Below are 23,443 nucleotides of genomic sequence, written 5' to 3'. Positions count from 1 at the left end.
CCTAATACGAGATGCCAAAGCACTATCCAGGCGTTCCCGCCGACGCTCGACGACCGCTTCGCCCGAACCAACTCGGCTGCGCGCACCGCGAGTTGGGTAACCCGCCCATGCGGCGCCCACTCGCCCGCACACACGAATCGACCGACAAGCCCACGCCGCGACTCACCCGTTGGGATGGTTTCCTCGGCCTCCCGGGCCGCATCGACGATCGCCACACCGGACAAACCGATACGTTGCCGAAGTCCGCCCTCCCGCCCCCGCGCGTCGTATACCAGGAGGCTCCGTGCACACCATCGACCCGGCCGACGAAGGCCGTTCGTCCCGCTCGGGACTCACCCGGCGCCGGTTCGTGATCGCCGCCGGCGGTGTCGCGGTGGGCGGCGCGCTGATCGGCGACGCGATCGGGCCCGGCGTCCGGTCTCCCCAGGACCCGTTCGCGGAGGTCGCCGCCGGCCGCGACTCGCTGTCCTTCACCGCCGCCACCAACGGCGCCGCGACGCTCGATCCCGTCGGCGGCGGCCTGGTCGCCGAGGTGCAGGGCGTGTTGTGGGCGATCCCACCCGACGGCGGCCCGGCCCGCGCGCTGACCGCCCCCGAACTGGAGCCCGGCCGCCCGGTGTTCGCCCCCGACGGCCGACTCCTGGCCTTCTCGGCGTATCGGGACGGCCGGTCCCACGTCTGGACGATGCGCCCCGACGGCGGCGGACTTCGGCAACTCACCGACGGCCCGTGGGACGACCGCGCGCCCGCCTGGTCCCCGGACGGCACCAGGCTGGTGTTCGCCTCCGAACGCGACGGCGACCCGATCACGGGCAGCCCGTACCGCCTCTGGGTCCTCGACGTGCGCGGCGGCGCACTCACCCGGATCACCGGACTGCCCGGCCAGGACGGCCCGTTCCAGGACGGCCCCTGGGAGGACTTCGATCCGACCTGGGCCCCCGACGGCACCCGGATCCTGTTCGTCCGGGCCGCCGCGGGCGGCGCGTCCCCGGACGCCCGCACCGTCGCCTCCGTGCCCCCCGACGGCACCGGCCCGGTGACCGTCGAGCACACCGAGACCACGCCCGGCACACAGATCATGACCCCGGCGCTGTCCGCCTCCGGGCGGTTGGCGTACCTGCGCACGATGGGTGGTCCCGACAGCGAACGGCCCGACGGGGAGTGCGCCCTGATCGTCGAAGGCACGCGGGTCCCGATCGACGGCGACGTGCTGCCGGTGCCGCCGCGCTGGAGTGCGGGCGGCGAGCTGCTGCTCAACGTGGACGGACGGTTCCGGCTGCTCCGCCCCGAGGACCCCGCCACGGCCGCCGAGTTCGCCTTCGACGCCACCCTGCCGCTCGACCGACCGCGATACCGCGCCAAACATCGCGAGTTCGACACGGACCGGGTGCGGCCCGTCCGCGGCATCCACCTGCCGGCGCTGTCCCCCGACGGTCGCGAGGTCGTCTTCGCGGCGCTGAACTCCCTTTGGATCGCCCCGACTTCGGGTGGGGCAGTGCCGCGCCGGGTGTTCTCCGCCGCGCCCACCCGCTACGTCATGGCGCCGACCTGGACCGGCGACGGCCGGGGCCTGGTGTTCGCCGACGACCGCGACGGCCTCTACGCGGTACGCCGCCTCGACCTGGCGTCCGGCACCGAAACGGTCCTGGCGGCCGGCGGGCGCACGCACCCGGCCCTGTCCCCCGACGGACGCCGGCTCGTCAGCCTCGACATGTCCGGCAACCTGGTCCTGACCGACCTGGCCGGCGGCACCGAACGGGTCCTCGCGCCGCCGCTGTCGGGCAGCGGACTGCCGGGGCGGCCGAGTTGGTCGCCGGACGGCCGCCGCGTGGCGCTGTGCGAGCGCAACCGGCTCAACCGGCGCTTCCGCGAGGGCTACAACCTCATCCGGGTGGTCGACGTCGACGCGCCCGCCGGCGACGCGCACGAGGCGCCGGGCGCGATCCGGCTGTACGCGGTCGCCCCGCACACCTCGATCGCCGACCGCTACGACTCGGGGCCGGTCTGGTCCCCCGACGGGCGCTCGATGGCGGTGATCGTCGAATCCGCGCTGTGGCTGCTGCCCGTTCGCGCCGACGGCGCTCCGGACGGGGAGGCGCGACAGCTGACCACCGAGGCCGCCGACCATCCGTCCTGGTCCGCCGACGGCGGCCGACTGCTCTACCTGTCCGCCGGGCGATTGCGCTTGTTCGACGTGGCCGCCGGCACCGCCCGCACCGTCCGGGTGGCGCTGGACCACCGCCACCCCACCCCGGCCGACCTCGTCGTCCACGCCGGACGCCTGTGGGACGGCACCGGCGAGCGCACCCGCGACGACGTCGACATCCTCGTCCACCGCGGCCGGATCACCGCGATCGAACCGCATCGCCCCGGCCGCCCGTCCTCCGCCCCACCCCTCGACGCGTCCGCGCGCACCGTGCTCCCCGGCCTGTGGGACGCGCACACCCACCCGTGGCAGTACACCTTCGGCGGCCGGCAGACCGCCACCCAACTCGCCTACGGCATCACCACCGCCGTCTCGCTCGGCGGCTTCGCCTACGAACAGGCCCGGCTGAAGGAGGCGATCAACGCCGGCGAGGTGGCCGGCCCCCGCCTGCTGAGCACCGGCGAACTCCTCGACGGGGCACGGGTGGCGTACAGCATGGGCCGCAGCCACCGCACGCCGGCCGGGCTCACCCGGTCGCTGGCCCGCGCCGCCGCGCTCGACTGGGACTTCGTGAAGACGTACGTGCGCGCCCCCACCTGGCTGATGGCCCAGGCGGCGCGGTACGCCCACGACGAGTTGGGCGTACCCGCCGGAAGTCACCTGTGTTCGCCCGGGATCGAGACGGGCCAGGACCTGACGACCCATCTGAACGCGACCCAGCGCATCGAGTTCGGCCGCGCCGTCTCGGCGACGGGCCACTCGTACCAGGACGTGCACGAGATCTACACCACCGGCGACTTCGCCATGATCGCCACGCCGTTCACCGCACTGCCGCTGATCGGCGCCGACCCGGCCCTGGCCGCCGACGACCGGGTCACCGTGCTGATGCCGCCCTGGCACACGGCGCTGGTCCGCCAACTCGCCGGCCGCCCACCCACACCCGCCCAACTGGCCGCGCTGGGCACCGAGATGGGCATCTACCGCCGCATCCTGAGCGCCGGCGGCCGGGTCGCCCTGGGTACCGACGCGCCCCTGGTCCCGGTGGGCCTGCACCTGCACCTGGGACTGCGCGCCCTGCACGCCCACGGCCTGTCCCCCGCCCAGGCACTGCGCACCGCCACCGTGCTGCCGGCCCGACTCTTCGCCGTGGACCGCGACCTGGGCACGCTGGAGACGGGCAGGCTGGCCGACCTGACCATCGTGGACGGCGATCCGTTCACCGACTTCGACACCCTGGTCCGCACCGTCTCGGCGGTACGCGGCGGCACCGCCTTCCACCGCGACGACCTGGTCCGCTCCTTCCCGGCGCCCGCCCCCTCCGCACCCGCCGCCGGCCGGGCCCGCGTGACGCCGCCCGGAGCAGGACGGCACGCCCGCCCCGAACCCGAGCCCGCCGACGACTGGTTGGCCATCGCCCTGGAGTTGCGGCGGGACGGCTGTTGCGGCTGACTCCACCGAACCGCCGGCGGGCGAGGACGCGAGTCGTCAGGGGCCGATGGTCTCGGAAGGCACGCGCTCAGGGGTGTCGGCGCAGCGTGAACAGATGTGTCGTCCCGGTGATGTCGAGCAGGCGGCGGGCCCATTCGCCCGGATCCAGGGTCAGCATGGTGCCCCGCGCGCCGGCCCGGGTGCGCGCGTGCAACAGCGCGTGGACGATCGTGCTGTCGCAGAAGGTCACGTCCGCGAGGTCGACGTGCACGTGCTCCGCGCCGCTGTCGAGCACCCGGCCGAGCGCTCGGCACAATCGCGGACCGGTGGCCACGTCGATCTCGCCGGCGACCCGGAGCAGGACCGGTTCCCCGTCGGCGGTGACGTACAGGCGCAGCAGTTCGGAGGCGGGCACGGGTTGTTGGTACCGCTCGGGTCGGCTCGGCCGCGGCGGTGGTGCGGAGGATCCACCCCCGCCGCGAGGCTCGGGGCGACGCGGTCGTCGAGACATGGTCGACTCCCTTGCGTACCGTATGCACGTTTCGTCAACATCTGTCGGGTTGGCCTGCATCCAGCATCGGACGCCCCGAAACCCGCGTCAATGCATTCCGGAACCTTCTTCCGGAGGTGCGCACCGATGATCGGCGCGAGGCCCCGACAGCACACCCGCCAGGAAGGTGCGCACCGCCCGATGCACCGTCTCGCGCGTGGGCGGTGTGCCCTTGCGGTCGGCGAAGAGCAGGTGCCCGGTGCCGACCAGCATGGGCGCGAGCGTGTCGGGATCGGCGTCCGGGACGAGCCGGCCCAGGGCGCGCTCGGCGGCGAGATAGCCGGCGATCATCGCCGTGGCCTCGGTCAGGATCGGCACGCCGGTGGGTGTGGTGCGGCGCAGCCGGGCACGCAGTTCGTCGCGGGAGACGACCAGGCCGACGATGGCCACGGCGACCGATCCGAACAGGTCGATCAGCGCCTTGGCGAGGTGATCGACGACGTCGCCCGACCCGGCCAGGCCGTGCAGCGTGGCCGCGCGGCCGTCGATCCGGGCCACCCGGTCGCGGACGAGTTCGGCGAGGAAGTCGTCGAAGTCGGCGAAGTGCCGATGCAGGACACCCTTGGCGCAGCCCGCCTCGGTGGTCACCGCCCGGCTGGTCAGCGCACTCGGTCCGTCCCGGAGCAGGACCCGCTCGGCCGCGTCGAACAGTTGCTCCCGCACGTCGCGCAGGACCACTCCCGTCGGCATCGTCACTCGCCCCTTCCGGCTCGATCGCCCCACGCCCCGCACCCGGCGCTCGACGGGGAGGCGATTGACGAGTGGGCAGGCGCCCATTCATAGTGGGCACATGCCCACTATACCGCCGGGGCAGGAGCACACGCCCCGATCCGAACCCCCGATCCCACCCCACCGCCACCGCGAGACGGCGGAGTCGTTCGGCGTGGACGCCGAGCGCTACGACCGGACCCGCCCCCGCTACCCCCAGGCCCTGGTGGACCGCATCGTCGCCGCCGCCCCGGGCCCGGACATCCTGGACGTCGGCTGCGGCACCGGCATCGTCGGCCGCCGCTTCCGGGCGGCCGGATGTACGGTGCTCGGCGTCGACCCGGACCCGCGCATGGCCGCCTGGGCGCGCGGACGCGGACTCGACGTCGAGGTCGCCACATTCGAGGACTGGGACCCGGCCGGACGCGCCTTCGACGCGCTCGTCTGCGGCCAGGCCTGGCACTGGGTGGACCCGGTCGCGGGCGCGGCCAAGGCGGCGCGGGTGCTGCGTCCGGGCGGCCGGCTCGCCCTGTTCTGGAACGCCGCCTCCCCCGCGCCCGAACTCGCCGCCTCCTTCGCCGAGATCCACCGCCGACTGCTGCCCGACTCCCTCGCCCCGCTGCCGACCCCCGCGGACATCGACCGGGCGTACGCGACCATGTGCGCCCAGGCGGCCGACGGCCTCCGGGCGGCGGGCGCGTTCGCCGAACCGGAGCAGTGGCGACTCGACTGGCGGCACACCTACACCCGGGACGAGTGGCTGGACCAGGTCCCCACCCTCGGCGCCTACACCCGACTCGCCCCCGACACCTCGGCCGAACTCCTGGCCGCCCTCGGCGCCGCGATCGACGCGGCGGGCGGCGACGTCCCCGTCGACTACGGCACGCTGACCCTCACCACGACCCGCGACCCCGCCTGATCTCCACCAGCGCGTGTCTTCGAGCCCCCGTCGTTCCGGGGTGTGGAGTCGGGGGTGGTCGGGGGGTTGTGACCTTGGGGGGTGGGCGTGTCTGATGGTCGCACTCATCGCGAGGGGGAGGCGTTCGGCGCCTCCGGCGCCGACCCGTGATGCCGGCTCCGCCGCTGCCGTCTTGTCGCCGTGCCCCGGCTCGGGAGGTCGATCGTGGATCACGAGGGACTTCGGCGCGCCCTCCTGCACCGCATGCTGATCGGATATCGCACCCGGCTGGTCCCGGCCGTGCCCGGGCTCGGCCTCGCCGGCGCGGCGAACCGGATTCCGCGCCAGGAGGACGTCGCCGGCCGGGCCCGGGTGAGTCTGCGCTGGTACGGGCATCTCGAACGGGGCGACCGGGTCGCCTTCGACCCGCATCGGCTCGCCCGGGTCGCGGACACGTTGCGCGTCCCGCACCGGGAGCGCGGACTGCTGCACCTGCTCGCCACGGGGCCGGACTCGACGGTGTTCCCCCGGCCCGTCCCCAGACCGGACCCGGACGTGTCGCACGACGACCGGGAGACCCTGTGCCGGTTGTCCCCCAATCCGGCGATCCTCACCGACCACGCCTGGAACGTGCTCGCCGCCAACGACATGGTGTTCGCCTGCTTCCCCGCGCTGCACCACCGCCGGGCGCCGGCGGGCCCGCCTAACGTGCTGGACTGGATCTTCGGCGACGAGGCGGCGGCGACGTTCGCCGACATCGACGCGGTGCGCCGCGACGCGGTCACCACCGCGCAACTCACCTACGTACGCTACGGCGACGACCCGACGGTCGCCGCACTGGTGCGGACCCTGCTGGCCCATCCGGGCGCCGCGACCCGCTGGCACCGGTGCGTACTGCCGTGCAGTCCGCGACCGCGCCACCACGTACGGCTGCGGGTGTTCGGCACCTGCGAGGTGGTGTTCCTGCACCACGAGGACACCGACGGCCGGCACCTGCTGGCCATGCTCCCGGCGGTCGAGTCGCGGCCGTCCTGAGCCGCGGCACGCGGCCGGGCCGGACGTCGGGCGTGGTCAGGGACACGCCGGTTGCGCCGAGCCGAAGGTACGGCGGTAGGTGTGGGGGCTGACGCCGGTGGTCTTCTTGAAGCGGTCGCGGAAGGCGGTGGGCGAGCCGAACCCGACCTGGGCGCCGATGCGTTCGACCGGGTGGCCGGTGGTCTCCAGGAGGTGCTGGGCCTGGCGAATGCGCGCGCGGTGCAGCCATTGCAGCGGCGTGGTGCCGGTGTGCTCGCGGAAGCGGCGGATCAGGGTGCGGGTGCTGGTTCCCGCCCGGGCGGCGATGTCGGCGAGGGTGAGTTCGGCGCCCAGGTTGTCCCGCAACCACGCGAGCAGCGGCTCCAGGGCCGAACCCTGCGGTGTCGGGACATGGTCGTGCACGATGAACTGCGCCTGCCCGCCCTCGCGTTCCAGCGGCATGACGGACAGCCGGGCGGCGTCGGCGGCGACCGCCGAACCGTAGTCGCGGCGGATCATGTGCAGACACAGGTCCATCCCGGCGGCGGCGCCGGCGGAGGTGAGGATGCGGTCGTTGTCCACGTACAACACGTCCGGGTCGACCTCGACGGACGGGTGGTGTTCGGCCAGGAGGTCGGCCGCGATCCAGTGCGTGGTGGCGCGCAGGCCGTCCAGGAGCCCCGTGGCGGCCAGGGGGAAGGTGCCCACGCAGATCGAGGCGATCCGGGTCCCCTTCCGCGCCGCCGTGCGCAGCGCCTCGCGCACGGCGGGGCTGAGCGGGTTCAGCGGGTCGGCGGTCCCGGGGACGATGATCGTGTCCGCGCCCGCCAGCCCGTCCAACCCCCACGGCGCCCGCAGGGTGAACAGGCCGGCGTCGACCTCCGGCTGCTCGGCGCACACCCGCACGTCGTAGCCGGGCCGACCGTCCGGGAGCCGGGAAAGGGTGAACACCCCGATCGGGGTGGCCAGATCGAACGGGATCACCCCGTCCAGGGCGAGGATGGCGACGATGTGCATGGCGGGAATGTACCCGGCCACCGGAAAACCGCCACAACCGCACCCGGGATCGGGCACCGACCGCGCGCCGCCCGACCCCGGCCCGGACACCGCCCGCCTCACCTCTCGGGCGGGAAGTCCGCGCCCAGGCTCACCTGTCGCCACGCCGCGAACCCGTCACGCAGCGCATCCAGTCGGGCGTCGGCGATGTGCACCGCCGCCTCCCCGAGCAGCAGCCGCAGCGGGGGTTCGGGGGCGTCGACCACGGCGGCGATCGCGGCGGCGGCACGGTCCGGGTCGCCCGGCTGCCGCCCGTACGTCGCGCGCGTGGCGGCCCGGCGGGCGCCGGCGGTGTCCGCGTAGTCGGCGATCCGGACGGCGGACTCCCGCATCGAAGGGCCCGACCAGTTCGTCCGGAACGCGGCCGGCTCCACGATGGTCACCCGGATCCCCAGCGGCGCGACCTCGGCGGCCAACGACTCGCACAGGCCCTCCAGCGCGAACTTGGTGGCGTGGTAGTAGCCGGTCGCGCCGAACGCGACCAGTCCGCCGATCGAGCCGATGGTGACCACGTGGCCGGACCGCCGGGCGCGCATGCCGGGCAGCACGGCCCGGGTGACGGCGGCGACACCGAGGACGTTGGTGTCGAACAGCCGCCGTATCTCGTCGTCCTCACCCTCCTCGACGGCGGCCAGGTAGCCGTAGCCGGCGTTGTTGACCAGCACGTCGATCCGGCCGAACGTGGTCTCGGCGGCGGCCACGGCGGCGGCGATCGCCTCGGCGTCGGTGACGTCGAGCGGGAGCACGAGCGCACGATCGCCGTACCCGCCGACCGCCTCGGCGACGGCACCCGGATCGCGGGCGGTCAGCACGACCCGATCCCCGCGTTCGAGCGCGTGCAGCGCGATCGCCCGCCCCAGGCCGGACGAACAGCCGGTGACGAACCAGACGGGAGTGGATACGGAGGAGGCCGGGATGTCCATCGAAATGTCCTTCGTGGGTCGATTCCTGGGCGACATGGGACTCACCCCTGGCCCGTCGGTACCAGGAGCAGTTCCGCGAAGTTGACGTGCGCGGGCGCGGCGACGGCGTGCCCGACGGCGGCGGCCACGTCCTCGGCGGACAGCGGGGTGTTCGCGGTGCGCATCGCGGCCAGTTGCTCACGGCTCGCCGGGTCGTGCATGTCGTCGCCCAACTCGGTGAGCGTGACGCCGGGTTCCACGTTCGCGACCCGTACGCCGCGCGGGCCCAACTCGGCGCGCAGTCCCCGACTCAGGTGCGCCACGGCCGCCTTGGTCGCGCAGTACACCGACCAACCGGGGAACGGCCGTTGGCCGCCCAACGAGCCGATGTGCACCAGGTCGGCGGGGCGTCCGGCCGCCGCGGCGGCCAGCAGGTCGTCGACGAACACCCGCCCCGTGTACAGCAGTCCGGTCAGATTGACGTCGAGCATTCGGTCCCACTCGACCGTCTCCGCCTGCTCGAAGGCGCCGCCGAGCATCACCCCGGCCGACGCCACGACCAGGTCGACGGCGCCGAGCCGCTCGTGCACGACGCCGGCGGCGTGCCGCATCGCCGCCAGGTCGCGGACGTCGACGGGCACGGGCACGATCGTGCCGCCGGTGTCGGCGTCGACGCGCTCCTTCGCCAGTGCCTCCAGTCGGTCCGCACGGCGACCGAGGGCGGCGACGTCGGCGCCCGCCGCGGCCAGTACGCGGGCGGTCGCGGCGCCGATGCCGCTGGAGGCGCCGGTGACCACCGCCACCCGGCCGTGCAGGGGGAGCCGAGGGGTCGTGCCGCCGGCGGTGCCGCTGTGTCGTTCGGTGTGTGTCATGGCTCCAGGCTGGCCGGGGTCCGCCGACCCAACCAGGCCGCCGCCCACCCTGGGAGTACCACACCCTGGCTGCCCGCCTCCCCTCGTCGTACCGTCGAGGCATGGACAGCGACAACGCCCTCGGCACCTTCCTGCGCGCCCGCCGTGAGGCGGTCGACGTGGCGACGACGGGGATCGTGCACGCCGGTCGCCGCCGCACGCCGGGACTGCGCCGAGAGGAGGTCGCGGCGCTGGCCGGGGTCAGTACCGACTACTACGTACGCCTGGAGCAGGGTCGCGAGCGCGGCCCGTCCGAGCAGGTCGTCGACGCGCTGGCCCGCGCACTGCGCCTGGGGGACGACGCGGCGGAGCACCTGCGCCGACTGGCCCGCCCGGCGCCGCGCCGCCGCTCGCCGGTACGGCGGGCCGAGCGGGTGAGTCCGCTGTTGGTGCGAATGATGCAGTCCTGGGATCGGCAGCCGGCCGTCGTATTGGGCCGCTACATGGACATCCTGGCCGCGAACACACTGGGCGCGGCGCTGTTCGACGGGCCCGAACGCAATCTGCTCAGGCTGCTCTTCCTCGACCCGGCCGGGCGCACGTTCTACCCGGACTGGGAGCAGGCGGCGCGCAACACCGTCGCGTCGCTGCGCTCGTGCGCGGGCGATGATCCCGGGGACCCGGCGCTGGCCTCGCTGGTGGGTGAACTGTCGCTGCGCAGCCAGGACTTCGCCCGGCTGTGGGCCCGACACGAGGTTCGCCGCAAGAGCACCGAGGCCAAACGTTTCCGGCATCGGGCCGTGGGCGAACTGGTGTTGTCCTACGAGTCGTTGACGGTGAACAGCGCACCGGGGCAGCAATTGGTGGTGTATCAGGCGGAGCCGGGCAGCGCCACCGAGCAGGCACTGTGCCTGCTCGGCAGCTTGGCGGCGGGCCGGGCGGAACCCGGAGACGAGCCCCGATAGGGCGGGTCTGCGAGCCCTATGCCCCGCTGTGGCGGGTGTGGCGGGTGTCCCCGGTCGCCCCGGCCCTCCTCACAGTGGCTTCACCTTGTTCGGCGCGACCGCGACCGTCACCGACCGGGTGCCGCCGAGGAGGCCCGCCAGGGTGAAGGCGACCTCCAGTCGGCCGTCGAACCGGCTGCCCACGACGACGCCCCGGGTTCCGGCGGGGACGGATTGGGTGAGGCCGCCGCCCAGGTCCCCGACCGCTTCGACCCTGGTACCGATGTCCATGGGATGTTCCTCCGTCCGGGCGGGCCGACTACGCGCGCGGCGCGGATTCGGCGCCCCGGTCCTGTTGCAGCCGCCACAGTTCGGCGAACAACCCGTCGTGTTCCGCGAGGAGTTCGTCGAACGTGCCCTGCTGGGTCACCCGCCCCGAGTCCATCACCACGATGTGGTCCGCGACCGCGACGTTGGCCAGTCGGTGGGTGACCAGTACGACGGCGCTGTCCCGGGCGATCTCGCGAAGGCCCGCGAAGATGCGGTGTTCGGCTCGGGGGTCGAGGGCGGAGGTGGGTTCGTCCAGGCAGATCAGCCCCGGCTCGCCGTACAGCGCGCGGGCGATGCCGAACCGTTGCCACTGGCCCACGGACGGGTCGACGCCGCCCCACCATTCGCGCGCCAGGAGGGTGCCGAGCCCGCGTGGGAGGCCGGCGATCACGTCGTCCGCGCCGGAGGCGCCGGCCGCGCGCTCGATCGCTTCGTCGTCGTCCTCGCGGGGTTGGCCGAGGTTGATGTTCAGTCGCGCGGACAGCGGCCAGCGGGCGATCTCCTGCGGGACGTAGCCGACGTGGGACCAGGCCGCGTGCGGGTCGAGGTCGCCCACGTCGTCGCCGTTCCAGGTGACCCGACCCTCGTGTGCCAGGTACAGGCCGCACAGCAGGCGGGACAGGGTCGACTTGCCGGAACCGTTCTCCCCCACCAGGGCCAGGATGGTGCCCCTGCGCAGTTCCACGTCGATGTCGGCGACGGCGGGGGCGGCCTTGCCGGGGTAGCGGTAGGTGACGTTCTCGGCGCGGACCACGACCGGCGGCTTCGGAACGAGGTCGCCGCGCGTCATCGCGTGACCGCCGGCCTCGTCGAGGAAGCGGGCCCAGTCGTCGAGGTACAGGCCGACGCTGTAGAGCCGACTGCCGGAGACCACCAGGCCGCCCAGGGCCGTACCGACCGTACGCAGCGCGATCACCGCGGTGCCGGCGGCGGCCACCGACATACGGTCCGTGGACAGCAGGTACGCCAGCGCGGCCCACACCAGGCTTGCCGCCAGCCCGCCGACGGCGGCGCCGACGAGGCCGATCTTGGCGGTGGTCCAGGCGCCGGACTGGGTGACCCGCTGTACCCGATCGGCCGCGACGGCGTAGCGGCCGAGCAGGAACGGCGCCATCGTGCCTGCCCGGAGCTGGTCGGCCCAGCGCTGGTCGGAGATGTGCCAGCGCAGCATGTTGAGCAGCCGCCGCTCGTCCTGGGTGTGCAGCGTGGTCAGGTATTCGACGCGCGCGCCGCGTACCGCCGCGACTCCGCGCGGCAGCGCGCCCAGGAGCAGCAGGGGCAACAGCACCGGATGCAGGAGGGTGAGTACGGACGCGGCGGCGATCAGCGAGGCGCAGGCCGCGAGTACGTCCTGGGACTGCGGCATCAGGCCGCGCATCGATTGCAGGCCCCGGTCGGCGGCGTCCCACCGGTCCTGGTAGCCGGGGTGGTTGTAGGCGGCCAACTCGGCCCGGGAGGCGGCCTGGAGCAGCAGCCATTCGGACTCGCGGGTCAGCCGCGGGGTCACCCGCGCGGACAGCGCCACCACGGCGATGCCGAGCACGGCGCGCAGCCCGACCGCCGCGCTCAGCAGGAGGATCGAGGGCAGCGCGTCGCGCAACCGGTCGGTGACGTCACCCGACGCGATCAGCGCGGTGATCGTTCCGGTCGTGGCGAGCAGTCCGCCGGCTTCGAGGACGCCGGCCAGGACCTGACATACCATCAGCGCGACCAGGGCTCGTGGATCGGCCTTCCAGGCGAGGCGCATGGCGCGCACGAGCAGGTGCGGCAGGCGGGCGGCCATCGCGCGGGTGGTGATCTTCGTCAGCGCGACGGCGGTATCCCGGCCCGGGGGCGCGAACGCCAACTCCTGGTCGGGGTGTTTGTCTGCGGTCGGGGTTTTGGCGGGGGCTTGGGTCGGGGCTTCGGCGGGGGCTTCGGGCGGGGTCTCCGCGGGGGCCTCGGGCGTGGTGGCGCTCTGGTGCGGGATGGCGTTCGGCCCGGGTTTCGAGCGGGCGTCGCTCAGGGGGGTGGGATCTTCTCCGGCGGGTTTCGGGGTCACGACGGCGCCTTCCGATCGTGCGGGGTGGGATCGCTCGGCGGAGCGTCCGCCAATGCTGGTGCGGTGGGGCGACAGCCCGGCAGAGCGCACCGGTGTGAGAGCGAGGCGTGGAACCGAATCGGGCGCCTCGAACGGGCGCTCGACCAAACGATTCGCTGCCCGGCTCCGCCGACCGACCGGCGCCGGACACCCCACGACACGCGCCCTCGCCCGATCGACCACGCCGCGCGCCGGGCGCGCCCCGGAGGCGCATCGGCCGGCCGGGGTGACGCGTGACGAACGACTCCCGCCCTCGCGTTCGGCCCGAACCGCCGCGCACGCCGCCGCCCGCTCCCCCGTCGGGGCGCGGCGCCGAGGGGCTGCCTATCCTGGCGGGGACGGGGCGGCCGGACCAAGGGTGAGGTGCGACGATGAGCGCTGCCGTACGGACCATTCGCTGGGGCGTCCTGGCGACCGGCGGGATCGCCGCCGAGTTCACCGAGGCGCTGTGGAGCCTGCCGGACACCGAGGTGATCGCGGTCGGGTCGCGCGGCACGGCGAGCGCGAAGGCCTTCGCCGAGCGGCACGAGATCCCCCGGGCGTACGGCAGTTGGGCCGAGTTGGCCGCCGACGACGACATCGACATCGTCTATGTCGCCACCCCGCACTCGGCGCATCGTGAGGCGGCGGGGCTGTGTCTGGCGGCCGGGCGGGCGGTGTTGTGCGAGAAGGCGTTCACGCTGAACGCGCGCGAGGCCCGCGAACTGGTCGAACTGGCCCGGGAGCGCGGGTTGTTCCTGATGGAGGCCATGTGGACGTACTGCCATCCGCTGATCCGTCGGATGCGTGAACTGGTCCGGGAGGGCGTGATCGGCGAGGTGCGCAGCGTGTCCGCCGCGTTCGGCTTCGCCGGGGACCTTTCGCCCGAGCACCGGCTGCGCGACCCGGCGCAGGGCGGCGGCGCGCTGCTCGACCTGGGCGTCTACCCGGTCTCCTTCGCCCAGTTGCTGCTCGGCGAGCCCGACACGGTCCGCGCCTGGGCCCACCGGACCCCCGAGGGGGTGGACGCGAACACCGGGATCGTCCTGGGCTGGAACAGCGGTGCCGTGGCCACCCTGGGCTGCTCCATGACGGCCGACACCGAGGCGCCCGCGACCGTCGCCGGCACCCTGGGGCGGATCGAGTTCGCCGACGGCTTCTACTACCCGGACCGGTTCGTCGTGCACCGCCGGGGCGAGGAGCCGCGGACCGTGCGGCTCGCGGACGTCACCGACGATCCGGAACGCGGCACGATGCGGCACGAGGCGATCGAGGTCATGCGTTGCCTGCGCGCGGGCGAGACCGAATCCCCGCTGGTGCCACTGGCGGGCACGCTGGCCGTGATGCGCACGCTGGACACCGTGCGCGAGCACATCGGGGTGCGCTACCCGGGCGTCGATCAGCCGACGCCGGCGGGCCGCCGACCCGGGCGACGGTGAACCCGATCCGGGCAACCGCCGTGGCCGCCAAGGCCGTTGCCGCGCCCTACGGCTCAACACGGCCCCTGGCGCTCCGCCGCGAGCAGGCGCAGCGCCGCGACATGCGCGCCGTCGGTCCGTACCCGACCGGCGATCGCCGCGGCGCGCTGCGCCGGCTCGGGCCGCAGGGCGTCGTCGAGGGCCGCGATCAGCGAGTCGGTGGTCGCCGTCCCGGGCTCGTGCGCGCGTCCGATGCCGAGTTCGGTCACTCGCCGGGCGAAGTAGTGCTGGTCGTAGTGCCGCGGGACGATCACCTGCGGTGCGCCCGCCCGTGCGGCGGTGGTGGTGGTACCGGCCCCGCCGTGGTGCACGACGGCCGCCACCCGGCGAAACAGCGCCCGCTGGTTCACCTCGCCGATCGACAGGCAGTCGGATTCCCGGTCCGGGAGCGCGAGTTCGGCCCAACCTCGGAGCACGATCGCACGGCGTCCGAGCGCCCGGGCCGCCTCGACCATGCTCTTGCCGAGGTCGTGCGGGGCGCGGACGCTGCCGAAGCCGAAGTACACGGGCGGTTCGCCGGCGTCGAGAAACGCCTCCACGTCGGCGGCGAGCGGGCGTTCGTCGGGCAGGATCCAGGCGCCGGTCTGCACCACACCCGAATCCGCCGGCCCGGGCCAGGGCGCGAGCGTCGGATCGGCGGCCAACCACGGCTGTCGGGTGAACATGTGGCCGCGCACATCCTCGACCGGCCCCAGTCCGAGGCCGGCGCGATGCGCGTCGAGAGCAGGTCCCCAGAGGTCGTTCAGGCGCCGGGCGTCCTCGGCCCACAGCGCGGCGTGGTCGGCCCCGGCCTCGCTCGGCGGCCGTCCCGGCATCGGGGGCGGCGCATGCCGGGGGGACGGCAGGGCGATGGGGCAATAACTCGCGTAGACGTAGCCGATTCCCATCGACTCGGCCACCGAACGCGCCGCGATCTGCAGGGCCGTGGCCGCCACGATGACGTCGCAGTCCGCGGCCGCCGCCGGGATGGTGTCGAACTGGGTCGCGACCGTGCCCTCGATCAGCCGCCGCCGCTGCTCGGGCGTGGGCGGACCCGCGGCCGGGTCGGCCTTCGCGGTCCCGGCCGATTCCGGACCGATCGGCACGAACTCGATCCCGAGTCCTTCGAGCCAGGCCCGGAAGTCCGGTGGCGCGCACACCCGCACGTCCTCCCCGAGGTCGCGCAACTCCAGCGCCAACGCGACGATCGGTTGCACATCGCCCCGCGACCCGATCGTCGACAACAACACACGCATCGAAACTCCCTCTCCAACAGCGACCTCGGACCCGGCCGTCGCGACACCGTCATGGTCACGATCAGCCGGTACCCGATCACCGTGAGTCGGCATTGTGGGCCCGCACGGGGCCCTCGCCGCAAGTTCCCCCGCCTGCCCCGACCCGAACACGTGCCGGAGCGGCGCCGAGCGGTCGGATCGGCCCGATCGTGTTGCGCGCCGCGGCGCCGTCGGCCCGGGAGGAGTCCCGCGAGCACCCGCTCGCCCTGTTGGAGGTCTGGTCCGACACCGTGTGCGTCGACGCCGACGCTCGATGGCGCACCGGAAAGGTGTCCGAACCGAGCGTGCTCGCGCCCGGGATACGCGACGAACACGGGGCCACCATCAGGCCGTGTCGACCCACCGGTGGGCGGGATCGTGATCCCGCCCACCCTGCCGAGGGTTACTTCGCGGCGATCGCCGCGGCCGTCGTGGGATACCAACCACCCATGACGGCATCGGCGTTCACGAACAGCTCGCCGCTCGGCTTGTCGAGCGCGTGCACCGGCAGCCGCTTGCCGGTCTGCCCGGCCTTGTTCGCCTCCACGGCCACCTGGATGTCGGCGATCTCCGAGCCGCCGCCCGGGGCCGGTGGCGCCGGGTGGAAGGCGGCGTAGGCGGTGCCGCCGGGCTTCAGCGTCTGGAACGGGTATTGGTAATCGTTGCCGTGCTCGACGTCCCGGCCGGCCGTACCGCCCGCGTACACCTGCGGCCAACCCGGCAACACACAGGCCGCCGCGCCGGTGTTGGTGCCCACGACCAGCAGCACGTCCTTGTGTCCGGCCGGGTAGTCGACCTTGAGCGAGATCTGGTCCTGTGCGCACTCCCCGCCGGGGGTACCGGTCGACTTGGCGGTCGAGGTCGGCGTGCCGGCGGGCCTGGTCGCGGCGCCGGAGGCGGTCGGGGAGGGTGTGGTGCCGGTCGCGGCGGCGGTGGCCGGGGCGGTGATGGCCCGGCCTCCCGGGTCCGCCGTGGTGGCCCTCTTTTCCTTGGCCTCGTCGTTGCAGGCGGACAGACCCAGCGCCGCGCAGCCGGCGATCACGACCGCGCCGAGGCGCACGAAAGCAGACATGGTGGTTCCCCCGTGTAGTGCCCGGTTGTTGGTTCCCCGGGCAGAGCGGAGATCAATATAGGGGTACGAATCGCCTGCCATACGCGGTGTGCGGCCGGTGATCATCCGGTGACGGAGGGGTCGCGGGCACCCGCGCGGCGGTCGGTCCCGGCCCGACCCCCGCCGTCCGCGAGGACGTCGCCCGCCGCCGCGCCCGTCGGCGTGATCCACACGGGTCTCCCCGGAACCGCGTGGTCACGCTCGACGGGCGAACGGGCCGACAGATCGGACGAGTCAGCGGATTTTGGCCCCGTAGACGTGGTCGACCGTCATCGTCATCAACACCCGACGATCGGACACCATCACCGACCGGTACTCCGCCCAGTCCGGGTGCTCCCCGGCCGCCGCGCGGTAGTAGTCCACCAGCGCGTCGACCTCGGGACCGTCCGGGTCGGTGCCCGGTCCGATCAGGGTCGCGACACCCTCGGCGGTGGCCCAGGAGCCGCCGTCCGAGCTGGTGACCTCGAGTGTCGCGCGCGGGTCGCGGCGCAGGTTGGCGGTCTTGGCCCGGCCCTCGGTCATCGAGACGTGCAGCACGCCGGCCGCTGGATCGTAGAAGGGCATCACGGGGGACAGCTGGGGGCGGCCGTCCGCCTTGATGGTCGCGAGCACGCCGAGGCGGCTCCGCGCGAGCAGCGAACGCGGGTCGAACGATGAGGTGGTCATGTCAGGGCCCAATTCCCGATCGGGCGCCGGGTATTCCCCCGCGCCCGGCCCGGTCGCCGATCACGCGCGGGTCCCGGCCGGCGCACGAAGCTGTTCGATCACGGCCGCGTAGCCACTGCCGCCGTGCCCGTCGGCCACCGCCCGCTCGGCCACCGCCCGGACCAACCTCGGGAACGCGGCGTCGACGCCCAGCGATTCGCTCTCGTGCACCAGGTGCTCCATCGAGGCGAGGTGCGTGTCGATACTGGCGTCGAGCACCGGATACCTGCCCTCGTCGATCTGCGCGGCGTAGCCGGCCAGCCACTCGGCCACCGTCGCCAGCCCCTGCCGGGCCACCGGCGCGAACGTGCCCGCGCTCACCCCGGCGGTGTCGAGCAGCGCGGCCCCCTGCAGGAAGCCGTTCAGGATGCCCCACATCAGCCCGAGCATGGACGCGTCGTAGAGCGCGGACAGGCCCTGGTCCGCGCCGAGGTACGCGGTCCCGCCGCCCAGGCTCCGCAGCGCCGCCTCGTGCCGCTCGAAGACGGCCGGCGGGCCGCTGTACAGGATCACCCCCTCGGGCGTTCCGATCGCGGTCGGCGCGCCCAGGATCGCGCCGTCGAGGTAGTCCGCGCCGTGCCCGGCGGCCCACGCGGCGGTCTCCCGGGCCTCCTGCGAGGTGCCCGTGGTCAGGTTGACCAGGGTCCGACCGGCCGACGTCCCGGCCGGCGGGTCGAGCAGTTCGCGCACGGCGGCGTAGTCCGTGACGCAGACGACCACGAGCGCGCCGGCCGCGACGGCGTCCCCGACCGAGGGGGCGAGTCGCGCGCCCCGCGCGACGAGGTCGTCGGCCTTGGCCGGCGAACGGTTCCACACCGTGGTGGGGTATCCCTCGCGCAGGAGGGTGTCGGCCAGTGCCCGACCCATGTGCCCCAGACCGATGACCGTCACGGGTGTGCGGTCGACGTCGTGCCTTCCCATCGTGGCTCCTTCGTGTGACGCGATGCCTGTGGCAGGATCATCGACGTTCACACCGGTATGAAGGTCAACCGCGAAGGTCGACCACGACGTCAACCAGGAGCGCACACGTGCTGATCGGGGAACTGAGTCGACGGACCGGGGTACACACCCACCAACTGCGCTACTACGAGGCCCAGGGCCTGCTGGAACCCGCGCGCGGCGCCAACGGCTACCGCGAGTACGACGCCGACGCCGTCCTCACCGTCACCCAGATCCGCAGCCTGCTCGAAGCCGGGCTGTCCACCGAGGACATCGCGTATCTGCTGCCCTGCGCGATCGGCGCGGCCCCCGAGTTCGCCCCCTGCGGCGAACTGACCGACTTCCTGCGCACCCGTCTGGACGGACTGGACCAGCGCATCGACGCGCTCACCCACACCCGCCGGGCACTGCACACCTACCTCGACGCCTCCGAACGCGCCGGCGCCTCGCGCTGACGCCCCGGCCGTCGGCGGGCATGCTCAGGGCTCGCAGCCCGGTTCGCGGATCGCCGCGCGCCGCTCCTCGATCAGGGTCGCGCGGCCACCGGGCCGGGACGGACCCCGATCAACCGTCCAGGCGCGGGTAGTCCAGGTAACCCTCGGCGCCGCCGCCGTAGTGGCCGGTCTTCAGCGGCCGGTTGAACACGGCGCCGGCGGCGAGGCGTCGGGGCAGGTCGGGGTTGGCCAGGAACAGTCGACCGAAGGCGTACACGTCGGCGAGCCCGGTCCGCACCGCGTGCTCCGCCCGTTCGTGGCCGCCCGGTTCGGCGCCGTCGTACGTCGCCATCAGCGTCCCGCCCCAGCGCGGCCGCAGGTCGGCCAGCGCCGGATATGCCCCCGACTGCACCACGTGCAGGTACGCCAGCCCCATCCCGTCCAGCGCGCCGACCAGTCGGCGGTAGCGCGTCGCCGGATCGGCCTCGACGATGTCGAGCTGCGTGTTGTCCGGGGAGATCCGCAACGCCGTGCGCTCCGGCCCGATCGCGGCGGCGACCGCCTCGACGACCTCGATCGGGAAGCGCACGTGGTCGGCGTAGCCGTCGGTGCGCCGGTTGGCGCTGTCGGCGAGGAACTGGGCGAGGAGGTAGCCGTAGGCGGCACTGATCTCGACCCCGTCGAAACCGGCGTCGACGGCGTTGCGCGCGGCCTCGGCATGCGCCTCGACCGACGCGGCGACCTCGGCGGTCGACAACTCGCGCGGGCGCACATGGGGCTTCGGGCCGGCGGCGGTGTGAATGGCGCCGGAGGTGATCGCCACTGCGGAGGGGGCGACCGGTCGCGCCCCGTCGAGGAGATCGGGGTGGCTGACCCGGCCCACGTGCCACAGTTGGGCGAAGATGCGCCCGCCCTCGGCGTGTACCGCGCGGGTCACCTCCCGCCAGCCGGCTACCTGCGCCGACTCCGTCAGGCCGGGCACGCCGGGGCCGCCCTTGCCGAGGCGATGCGGCCAGATGCCCTCGCTGACGATCAGGCCGGCGGCGGCGCGCTGGGCGTAGTAGGCGGCCATGATCGGCGTCGGGACCCCGGTGACGTCGTCGGCGCGCGAGCGGGTCATCGGCGCCATCGCCGCCCGGTTGGGCAGGTGCAGGTTCGGGCCGCGATAGGGGTCGAGCAGGGGAGAGTGCATGGGGGTTCCTTCGCCGGAAGCGGAACGGTGGCGGTAGCGGCACCGGTTGTGTGCATGTACCTGCACTCGACCCTGCCCGCCCCGGGTCCGCGCTGCCAGACCTCCGTTCCGCTCAGGACCGGCGTTCCTACCACTGCCAGGGTCAGCCTCGGCCCCCGCGCCCGCCCGCCCCGCCGTGGACAATGAACGACATGAACGGCACGAACGGCGTCCACGATCGCATCGGCACGGACGAGGCCGTGCGCCCCGGCGGCGGGCGGCCGATCGATCCGCGCGACGGGATCGGCGAGTTCCTGCGCACCCGGCGGGCCCGGCTCGGCCCGGAGGACGTCGGGCTGCCGGTGACCGGGCGGCACCGGCGCGTACCGGGGTTGCGCCGCGAGGAGTTGGCCCAACTGGCCGGCGTGTCGGTCGCCTACCTGACCCGGCTCGAACAGGGCAAGGGCCACAACGTGTCGACCGAGGTGATCGACGCCATCGCCCGGGCGCTGCGGCTGACCGAGACCGAGCACGCCCACCTCACGCACCTGTCCAAGTGCCGGCACCAGCCGCACCGGCGCTACACCGCGTCGCGGCGCCAGCAGGTGCGGCCGGGCCTGCGGGCACTGATGACGGCCATGGACACGATGCCCGCGTACGTCACCGGTCGGCGGCTGGACGTCCTCGCCTGGAATCGCCCGGCGGCGGCCCTGTTCGGCGACTGGGACGAACTCCCGGACCGGGAGCGCAACTGGGGCCGGCTGGTCTTCCTGAACCCCGGGTACCGCCGCCTGTTCGTGGACTGGGAATCGAAGGCGGTGGACGTCGTCGGCACCCTGCGCCTGGACGCCGGCTGCTATCCCGACGATCCGCGCCTCATCGCGCTGGTGGACGAACTCTCGGCCGGGAGTGAGGAGTTCCGCCGGTTGTGGGCCCGGCACGACGTCCAGGAGCAGAGCCACGGCAGCCGGCGTCTGCACCACCCCGTGGTCGGCGAGCTGACCCTCCCGTTCGAGACCCTGCGCCTGCCCGACGACCCCGAACAGTGCCTGACGATCCACCACGTCCCGACCGACCCGATCGCCGCGGAAAACCTGCGCCTACTGGCCAGCTGGGGCACCGACCCCACACGCCCCTGACCGGCACGCGCCGCGCCGTTGCCCCCGACGCTCACGAGCCGGGCCGACGCTCCCGACGCTCACGAGCCGGGTCTGCGCGCCCCCTACGCTCACGAGCGGAACCGACGCCCCGGCCGTCACAGGCCGTGCCGACGCTCCCCCAGCACCTTCTCACACACCCGTGCCTCGTTCGCGGCCGAGAACACGTCCCGGTACGCGGCCACCGCGCGCCGGGTGTCCTCGGCGACCAGGTCGGCGTTGATCTGCGCTCCCGCCGCCGCGCCCCCGGCCGCCGCGGCGCCGACCTGCGCCATCAGGTCGGTGACGTTGCCCGCGAGCCAGACACCGGGCACCTCGCTGCGCCCGGTCGGGTCGGCGGGGACGTACTCGCCCGCCCCCGACGGATGCGCCACCGCCCGCAGCCCGAGACCGGCCAGGAAGTCGGCGCGCGCCACCATCCGCGTGGCCACCGCCAGCGCGTCACGCTCGATCAGCGTCCCGTCCGCGAGCCGCAGACCCACCAGCCGGTCGTCGACGACCTCCACCGACGCCACCTCGCCGGCCACCACCCGGATCCCCCGAGCCGCCAACTGCTCGGCCTCCTCCGCGGTCGGCGGCGCCATGATGTGCGGGAAGAAGGTGATGTCCTCGCTCCACTGCCGAAACAGCAATACCTGGTGCATCGACAGCGGCCCGCTCGCCAGCACACCGATCGCCCCGTCGCGCACCTCCCAGCCGTGGCAGTACGGGCAGTGCAGCACGTCCCGCCCCCACCGCTCGCGCAGCCCGGAGACCTCGGGCAGTTCGTCCACCAGCCCGGTGGTGACCAGGAGCCGCCGGGCCCGCACGGTACGTCCGTCGGACAGCGCCACCGTGAACCCGTCGGCCTCCCGGGCCACCGTGTCCACCTCGCCGGTCACCACGTGGCCCCCGTATCCGCGCACCTCCGCCCGGCCCCGCTCGACCAGTTCGGCCGGCGGCACGCCCTCCCGGGCCAGCAGGCCGTGCACCCCCTCGGCCGGGGCGTTGCGGGGCGCCCCCGCGTCGATCACCACCACCGAGCGGCGCGCCCGGGCCAGCATCAGCGCCCCGTTCAATCCGGCGGCTCCGCCACCGATCACCACCACGTCATAGCCGTCCATCAGCCGATCGGTCATCGCGACCACCTCCGACTACGACCATGCGACGCGTCCACGATTCCGGCAACATTACTTGCCGATATGGCAAACTCGACGACATGGACGACGATCTCGACTCCGCCCTCACCGCCGTCGGCCCACGCCTGCGCGCACTGCGCCGCGACCGCAAGATCACCCTGGGCGACCTGGCGGCGGCCACCGGCATCTCGGTCAGCACGCTGTCCCGCCTGGAATCCGGGTCCCGCCGCCCCAATCTCGAATTGCTGCTGCCGCTGGCCCGGGCACACGGGGTCACCCTCGACGAACTCGTCGACGCCCCGCCGACCGGCGACCCGCGCATCCATCTGCGTCCGATCACCCGCTTCGGCATGACCATGGTGCCGCTGACCCGCCGGGCGGGTGGCATCCAGGCGTACAAGCTGGTCATCTCCGCCGGCGGCCTGCGCGGGGAGCCCGACCCGCAGACCCACGAGGGCTACGAGTGGTTGTACGTGCTCAACGGGCGGTTGCGGCTGATTCTGGGCGAGCGGGATCTGGTGCTCGCGCCCGGCGAGGCGGCCGAGTTCGACACCCGCGTGCCGCACTGGTTCGACGCGGTCGACGCCCGACCGGTGGAATTCCTCAGCCTGTTCGGCACCCAGGGCGAGCGTGCCCACCTGCGCGCCCGCCCCACCACGACGCCGCCGGGGAGCGCCTGACCCCCGGCGCGACGCCCGGCGACTACCCGGCGATCGACTGCTCGGCGCGCACGTGGGCGACCAGCGCGTTGGCGTGGCCGTGGCCCAGGCCGTGCTCGCTCTTGAGCCAGGACACCAACTCCATGTGCCTGGTCAGCGGCGAGGAGCGGACCAGACCCAGCCACTCCTCGATCGGCCGACCGTACTTCTTCTCGATCGAGGGAAAGTAGGCCGCCGGGCCCTTCGGCGTGTCGCTCATGTCCGTATTCCTCACGCGGTCGTTCCGATGCCGTCGAGGATAGGACCACCGGTCCACCGGGAAATCATCGGTATGCCTCGGAGATCCGGGTCACACCCGGTTCGACCCGCGGTGGGCGGCTACCGCGGAACGGTCCGAAGTTGCCCCCGACCCCGTCCCGGGGTGTTCGGGACCACCGCTCTGTCGTCGGTCGAGCCGCCGGCGGCACCGTTGCCCAGGTCGTCAGGGTCGTTCACGCCTCGCGTGGGCGCCGCGCGGCGCCCGAGCGCGACC

At 73.7% G+C, this 23,443-nt stretch carries 22 protein-coding genes; 8 read left to right on the top strand and 14 right to left on the bottom strand.

Annotated features, from left to right (window positions below; translation table 11 throughout):
- The first annotated feature begins 283 nt into the window (after positions 1-283).
- Complete coding sequence (locus ACFRCG_RS32505; RefSeq protein WP_380038070.1) at positions 284-3,595, top strand: amidohydrolase family protein; 3,312 nt, start codon at positions 284-286, stop codon at positions 3,593-3,595.
- A gap of 67 nt (positions 3,596-3,662) precedes the next feature.
- On the opposite strand, the gene ACFRCG_RS32500 is transcribed toward ACFRCG_RS32505, so the two are convergent.
- Positions 3,663-3,989 (bottom strand): STAS domain-containing protein, encoded by a 327-nt coding sequence (locus ACFRCG_RS32500; RefSeq protein ID WP_380038068.1) that lies wholly within the window; start codon positions 3,987-3,989, stop codon positions 3,663-3,665.
- Positions 3,990-4,172: 183 nt separating this feature from the next.
- The gene (locus ACFRCG_RS32495) at positions 4,173-4,814 is read right to left on the bottom strand and encodes a TetR/AcrR family transcriptional regulator (protein ID WP_380038066.1); all 642 of its coding nucleotides are present in this window, start codon (positions 4,812-4,814) and stop codon (positions 4,173-4,175) included.
- Positions 4,815-4,914: 100 nt separating this feature from the next.
- On the opposite strand from ACFRCG_RS32495, the gene ACFRCG_RS32490 reads away from it, so the two are divergent.
- Together ACFRCG_RS32490 and ACFRCG_RS32485 are read left to right on the top strand one after the other, a co-directional pair.
- Positions 4,915-5,751: a class I SAM-dependent methyltransferase gene (locus ACFRCG_RS32490; protein ID WP_380038064.1), complete on the top strand. Its 837-nt coding sequence runs from the start codon at positions 4,915-4,917 to the stop codon at positions 5,749-5,751.
- A 204-nt stretch (positions 5,752-5,955) separates the two neighbouring features.
- Positions 5,956-6,765 carry a helix-turn-helix domain-containing protein gene (locus tag ACFRCG_RS32485; RefSeq protein WP_380038062.1) on the top strand — a complete coding sequence of 270 codons (810 nt, stop codon included), beginning with the start codon at positions 5,956-5,958 and terminating at the stop codon, positions 6,763-6,765.
- Between the two features lie 36 nt (positions 6,766-6,801).
- On the opposite strand, the gene ACFRCG_RS32480 is transcribed toward ACFRCG_RS32485, so the two are convergent.
- From ACFRCG_RS32480 to ACFRCG_RS32470, 3 genes are all read right to left on the bottom strand, one after another.
- Positions 6,802-7,761 (bottom strand): GlxA family transcriptional regulator, encoded by a 960-nt coding sequence (locus tag ACFRCG_RS32480; RefSeq protein ID WP_380038060.1) that lies wholly within the window; start codon positions 7,759-7,761, stop codon positions 6,802-6,804.
- 98 nt (positions 7,762-7,859) lie between these two features.
- Entirely contained in the window at positions 7,860-8,723 is an 864-nt protein-coding gene (locus tag ACFRCG_RS32475) for an oxidoreductase (protein ID WP_380038058.1), read from the bottom strand.
- 41 nt (positions 8,724-8,764) lie between these two features.
- On the bottom strand, positions 8,765-9,574 hold the full coding sequence (locus ACFRCG_RS32470) for an SDR family oxidoreductase (RefSeq protein WP_380038055.1): 810 nt from the start codon (positions 9,572-9,574) through the stop codon (positions 8,765-8,767).
- 101 nt (positions 9,575-9,675) lie between these two features.
- On the opposite strand from ACFRCG_RS32470, the gene ACFRCG_RS32465 reads away from it, so the two are divergent.
- Positions 9,676-10,518, top strand: coding sequence for a helix-turn-helix transcriptional regulator (locus ACFRCG_RS32465; protein WP_380038053.1), 843 nt, complete (start codon positions 9,676-9,678; stop codon positions 10,516-10,518).
- Positions 10,519-10,587: 69 nt separating this feature from the next.
- Here ACFRCG_RS32465 and ACFRCG_RS32460 read toward each other — a convergent pair whose 3' ends face one another.
- Entirely contained in the window at positions 10,588-10,788 is a 201-nt protein-coding gene (locus ACFRCG_RS32460) for a hypothetical protein (RefSeq protein ID WP_380038051.1), read from the bottom strand.
- A gap of 28 nt (positions 10,789-10,816) precedes the next feature.
- Positions 10,817-12,868, bottom strand: a complete 2,052-nt coding sequence (locus ACFRCG_RS32455; protein WP_380038049.1) for an ATP-binding cassette domain-containing protein — start codon at positions 12,866-12,868, stop codon at positions 10,817-10,819.
- A gap of 410 nt (positions 12,869-13,278) precedes the next feature.
- Between ACFRCG_RS32455 and ACFRCG_RS32450 the strand changes: the two genes are divergently transcribed.
- Positions 13,279-14,325 (top strand): Gfo/Idh/MocA family protein, encoded by a 1,047-nt coding sequence (locus ACFRCG_RS32450; RefSeq protein WP_380038047.1) that lies wholly within the window; start codon positions 13,279-13,281, stop codon positions 14,323-14,325.
- A 53-nt stretch (positions 14,326-14,378) separates the two neighbouring features.
- Here ACFRCG_RS32450 and ACFRCG_RS32445 read toward each other — a convergent pair whose 3' ends face one another.
- From ACFRCG_RS32445 to ACFRCG_RS32430, 4 genes are all read right to left on the bottom strand, one after another.
- Positions 14,379-15,599, bottom strand: coding sequence for a glycosyltransferase (locus ACFRCG_RS32445; RefSeq protein ID WP_380038045.1), 1,221 nt, complete (start codon positions 15,597-15,599; stop codon positions 14,379-14,381).
- Positions 15,600-16,020: 421 nt separating this feature from the next.
- Complete coding sequence (locus tag ACFRCG_RS32440) at positions 16,021-16,689, bottom strand: DUF4232 domain-containing protein (protein ID WP_380038043.1); 669 nt, start codon at positions 16,687-16,689, stop codon at positions 16,021-16,023.
- Between the two features lie 273 nt (positions 16,690-16,962).
- Positions 16,963-17,394, bottom strand: a complete 432-nt coding sequence (locus ACFRCG_RS32435; RefSeq protein ID WP_380038041.1) for a PPOX class F420-dependent oxidoreductase — start codon at positions 17,392-17,394, stop codon at positions 16,963-16,965.
- A 60-nt stretch (positions 17,395-17,454) separates the two neighbouring features.
- On the bottom strand, positions 17,455-18,354 hold the full coding sequence (locus ACFRCG_RS32430) for an NAD(P)-dependent oxidoreductase (RefSeq protein ID WP_380038039.1): 900 nt from the start codon (positions 18,352-18,354) through the stop codon (positions 17,455-17,457).
- 107 nt (positions 18,355-18,461) lie between these two features.
- Between ACFRCG_RS32430 and ACFRCG_RS32425 the strand changes: the two genes are divergently transcribed.
- The gene (locus ACFRCG_RS32425; RefSeq protein ID WP_380038037.1) at positions 18,462-18,827 is read left to right on the top strand and encodes a MerR family transcriptional regulator; all 366 of its coding nucleotides are present in this window, start codon (positions 18,462-18,464) and stop codon (positions 18,825-18,827) included.
- A 109-nt stretch (positions 18,828-18,936) separates the two neighbouring features.
- On the opposite strand, the gene ACFRCG_RS32420 is transcribed toward ACFRCG_RS32425, so the two are convergent.
- A complete protein-coding gene (locus ACFRCG_RS32420; protein WP_380038035.1) occupies positions 18,937-19,998 on the bottom strand; it encodes an alkene reductase in 1,062 nt (353 codons plus the stop codon).
- A gap of 191 nt (positions 19,999-20,189) precedes the next feature.
- Here ACFRCG_RS32420 and ACFRCG_RS32415 point away from each other — a divergent pair, with 191 nt between their 5' ends.
- On the top strand, positions 20,190-21,116 hold the full coding sequence (locus ACFRCG_RS32415; protein ID WP_380038032.1) for a helix-turn-helix transcriptional regulator: 927 nt from the start codon (positions 20,190-20,192) through the stop codon (positions 21,114-21,116).
- A 116-nt stretch (positions 21,117-21,232) separates the two neighbouring features.
- On the opposite strand, the gene ACFRCG_RS32410 is transcribed toward ACFRCG_RS32415, so the two are convergent.
- Positions 21,233-22,252: an NAD(P)/FAD-dependent oxidoreductase gene (locus tag ACFRCG_RS32410; RefSeq protein WP_380038030.1), complete on the bottom strand. Its 1,020-nt coding sequence runs from the start codon at positions 22,250-22,252 to the stop codon at positions 21,233-21,235.
- Between the two features lie 80 nt (positions 22,253-22,332).
- Here ACFRCG_RS32410 and ACFRCG_RS32405 point away from each other — a divergent pair, with 80 nt between their 5' ends.
- Positions 22,333-22,932, top strand: coding sequence for a helix-turn-helix domain-containing protein (locus ACFRCG_RS32405; protein ID WP_380038028.1), 600 nt, complete (start codon positions 22,333-22,335; stop codon positions 22,930-22,932).
- 22 nt (positions 22,933-22,954) lie between these two features.
- On the opposite strand, the gene ACFRCG_RS32400 is transcribed toward ACFRCG_RS32405, so the two are convergent.
- Positions 22,955-23,170 carry a DUF4287 domain-containing protein gene (locus tag ACFRCG_RS32400; RefSeq protein ID WP_380038026.1) on the bottom strand — a complete coding sequence of 72 codons (216 nt, stop codon included), beginning with the start codon at positions 23,168-23,170 and terminating at the stop codon, positions 22,955-22,957.
- Positions 23,171-23,443 lie beyond the last annotated feature (273 nt).

Origin of the sequence: Embleya sp. NPDC056575 (genome assembly GCF_042793325.1) — a bacterium.
Classification (GTDB): Bacteria; Actinomycetota; Actinomycetes; order Streptomycetales; family Streptomycetaceae; genus Embleya.
The sequence above is the reverse complement of the archived record's forward strand: the minus strand, read 5'-3'. Positions and strand labels throughout refer to the sequence as shown.

Bases quoted from the DNA above. Each gene is read 5' to 3' on its own strand.
- ACFRCG_RS32470 (WP_380038055.1), bottom strand. From the start codon at position 9,574: ATGACACACACCGAACGACACAGCGGCACCGCCGGCGGCACGACCCCT.
- ACFRCG_RS32480 (WP_380038060.1), bottom strand. From the start codon at position 7,761: ATGCACATCGTCGCCATCCTCGCCCTGGACGGGGTGATCCCGTTCGAT.
- ACFRCG_RS32460 (WP_380038051.1), bottom strand. From the start codon at position 10,788: ATGGACATCGGTACCAGGGTCGAAGCGGTCGGGGACCTGGGCGGCGGC.
- ACFRCG_RS32475 (WP_380038058.1), bottom strand. From the start codon at position 8,723: ATGGACATCCCGGCCTCCTCCGTATCCACTCCCGTCTGGTTCGTCACC.
- ACFRCG_RS32490 (WP_380038064.1), top strand. From the start codon at position 4,915: ATGCCCACTATACCGCCGGGGCAGGAGCACACGCCCCGATCCGAACCC.
- ACFRCG_RS32400 (WP_380038026.1), bottom strand. From the start codon at position 23,170: ATGAGCGACACGCCGAAGGGCCCGGCGGCCTACTTTCCCTCGATCGAG.
- ACFRCG_RS32465 (WP_380038053.1), top strand. From the start codon at position 9,676: ATGGACAGCGACAACGCCCTCGGCACCTTCCTGCGCGCCCGCCGTGAG.
- ACFRCG_RS32440 (WP_380038043.1), bottom strand. From the start codon at position 16,689: ATGTCTGCTTTCGTGCGCCTCGGCGCGGTCGTGATCGCCGGCTGCGCG.
- ACFRCG_RS32495 (WP_380038066.1), bottom strand. From the start codon at position 4,814: ATGCCGACGGGAGTGGTCCTGCGCGACGTGCGGGAGCAACTGTTCGAC.
- ACFRCG_RS32415 (WP_380038032.1), top strand. From the start codon at position 20,190: ATGAACGGCACGAACGGCGTCCACGATCGCATCGGCACGGACGAGGCC.
- ACFRCG_RS32450 (WP_380038047.1), top strand. From the start codon at position 13,279: ATGAGCGCTGCCGTACGGACCATTCGCTGGGGCGTCCTGGCGACCGGC.
- ACFRCG_RS32410 (WP_380038030.1), bottom strand. From the start codon at position 22,252: ATGACCGATCGGCTGATGGACGGCTATGACGTGGTGGTGATCGGTGGC.
- ACFRCG_RS32405 (WP_380038028.1), top strand. From the start codon at position 22,333: ATGGACGACGATCTCGACTCCGCCCTCACCGCCGTCGGCCCACGCCTG.
- ACFRCG_RS32435 (WP_380038041.1), bottom strand. From the start codon at position 17,394: ATGACCACCTCATCGTTCGACCCGCGTTCGCTGCTCGCGCGGAGCCGC.
- ACFRCG_RS32430 (WP_380038039.1), bottom strand. From the start codon at position 18,354: ATGGGAAGGCACGACGTCGACCGCACACCCGTGACGGTCATCGGTCTG.
- ACFRCG_RS32420 (WP_380038035.1), bottom strand. From the start codon at position 19,998: ATGCACTCTCCCCTGCTCGACCCCTATCGCGGCCCGAACCTGCACCTG.
- ACFRCG_RS32445 (WP_380038045.1), bottom strand. From the start codon at position 15,599: ATGCGTGTGTTGTTGTCGACGATCGGGTCGCGGGGCGATGTGCAACCG.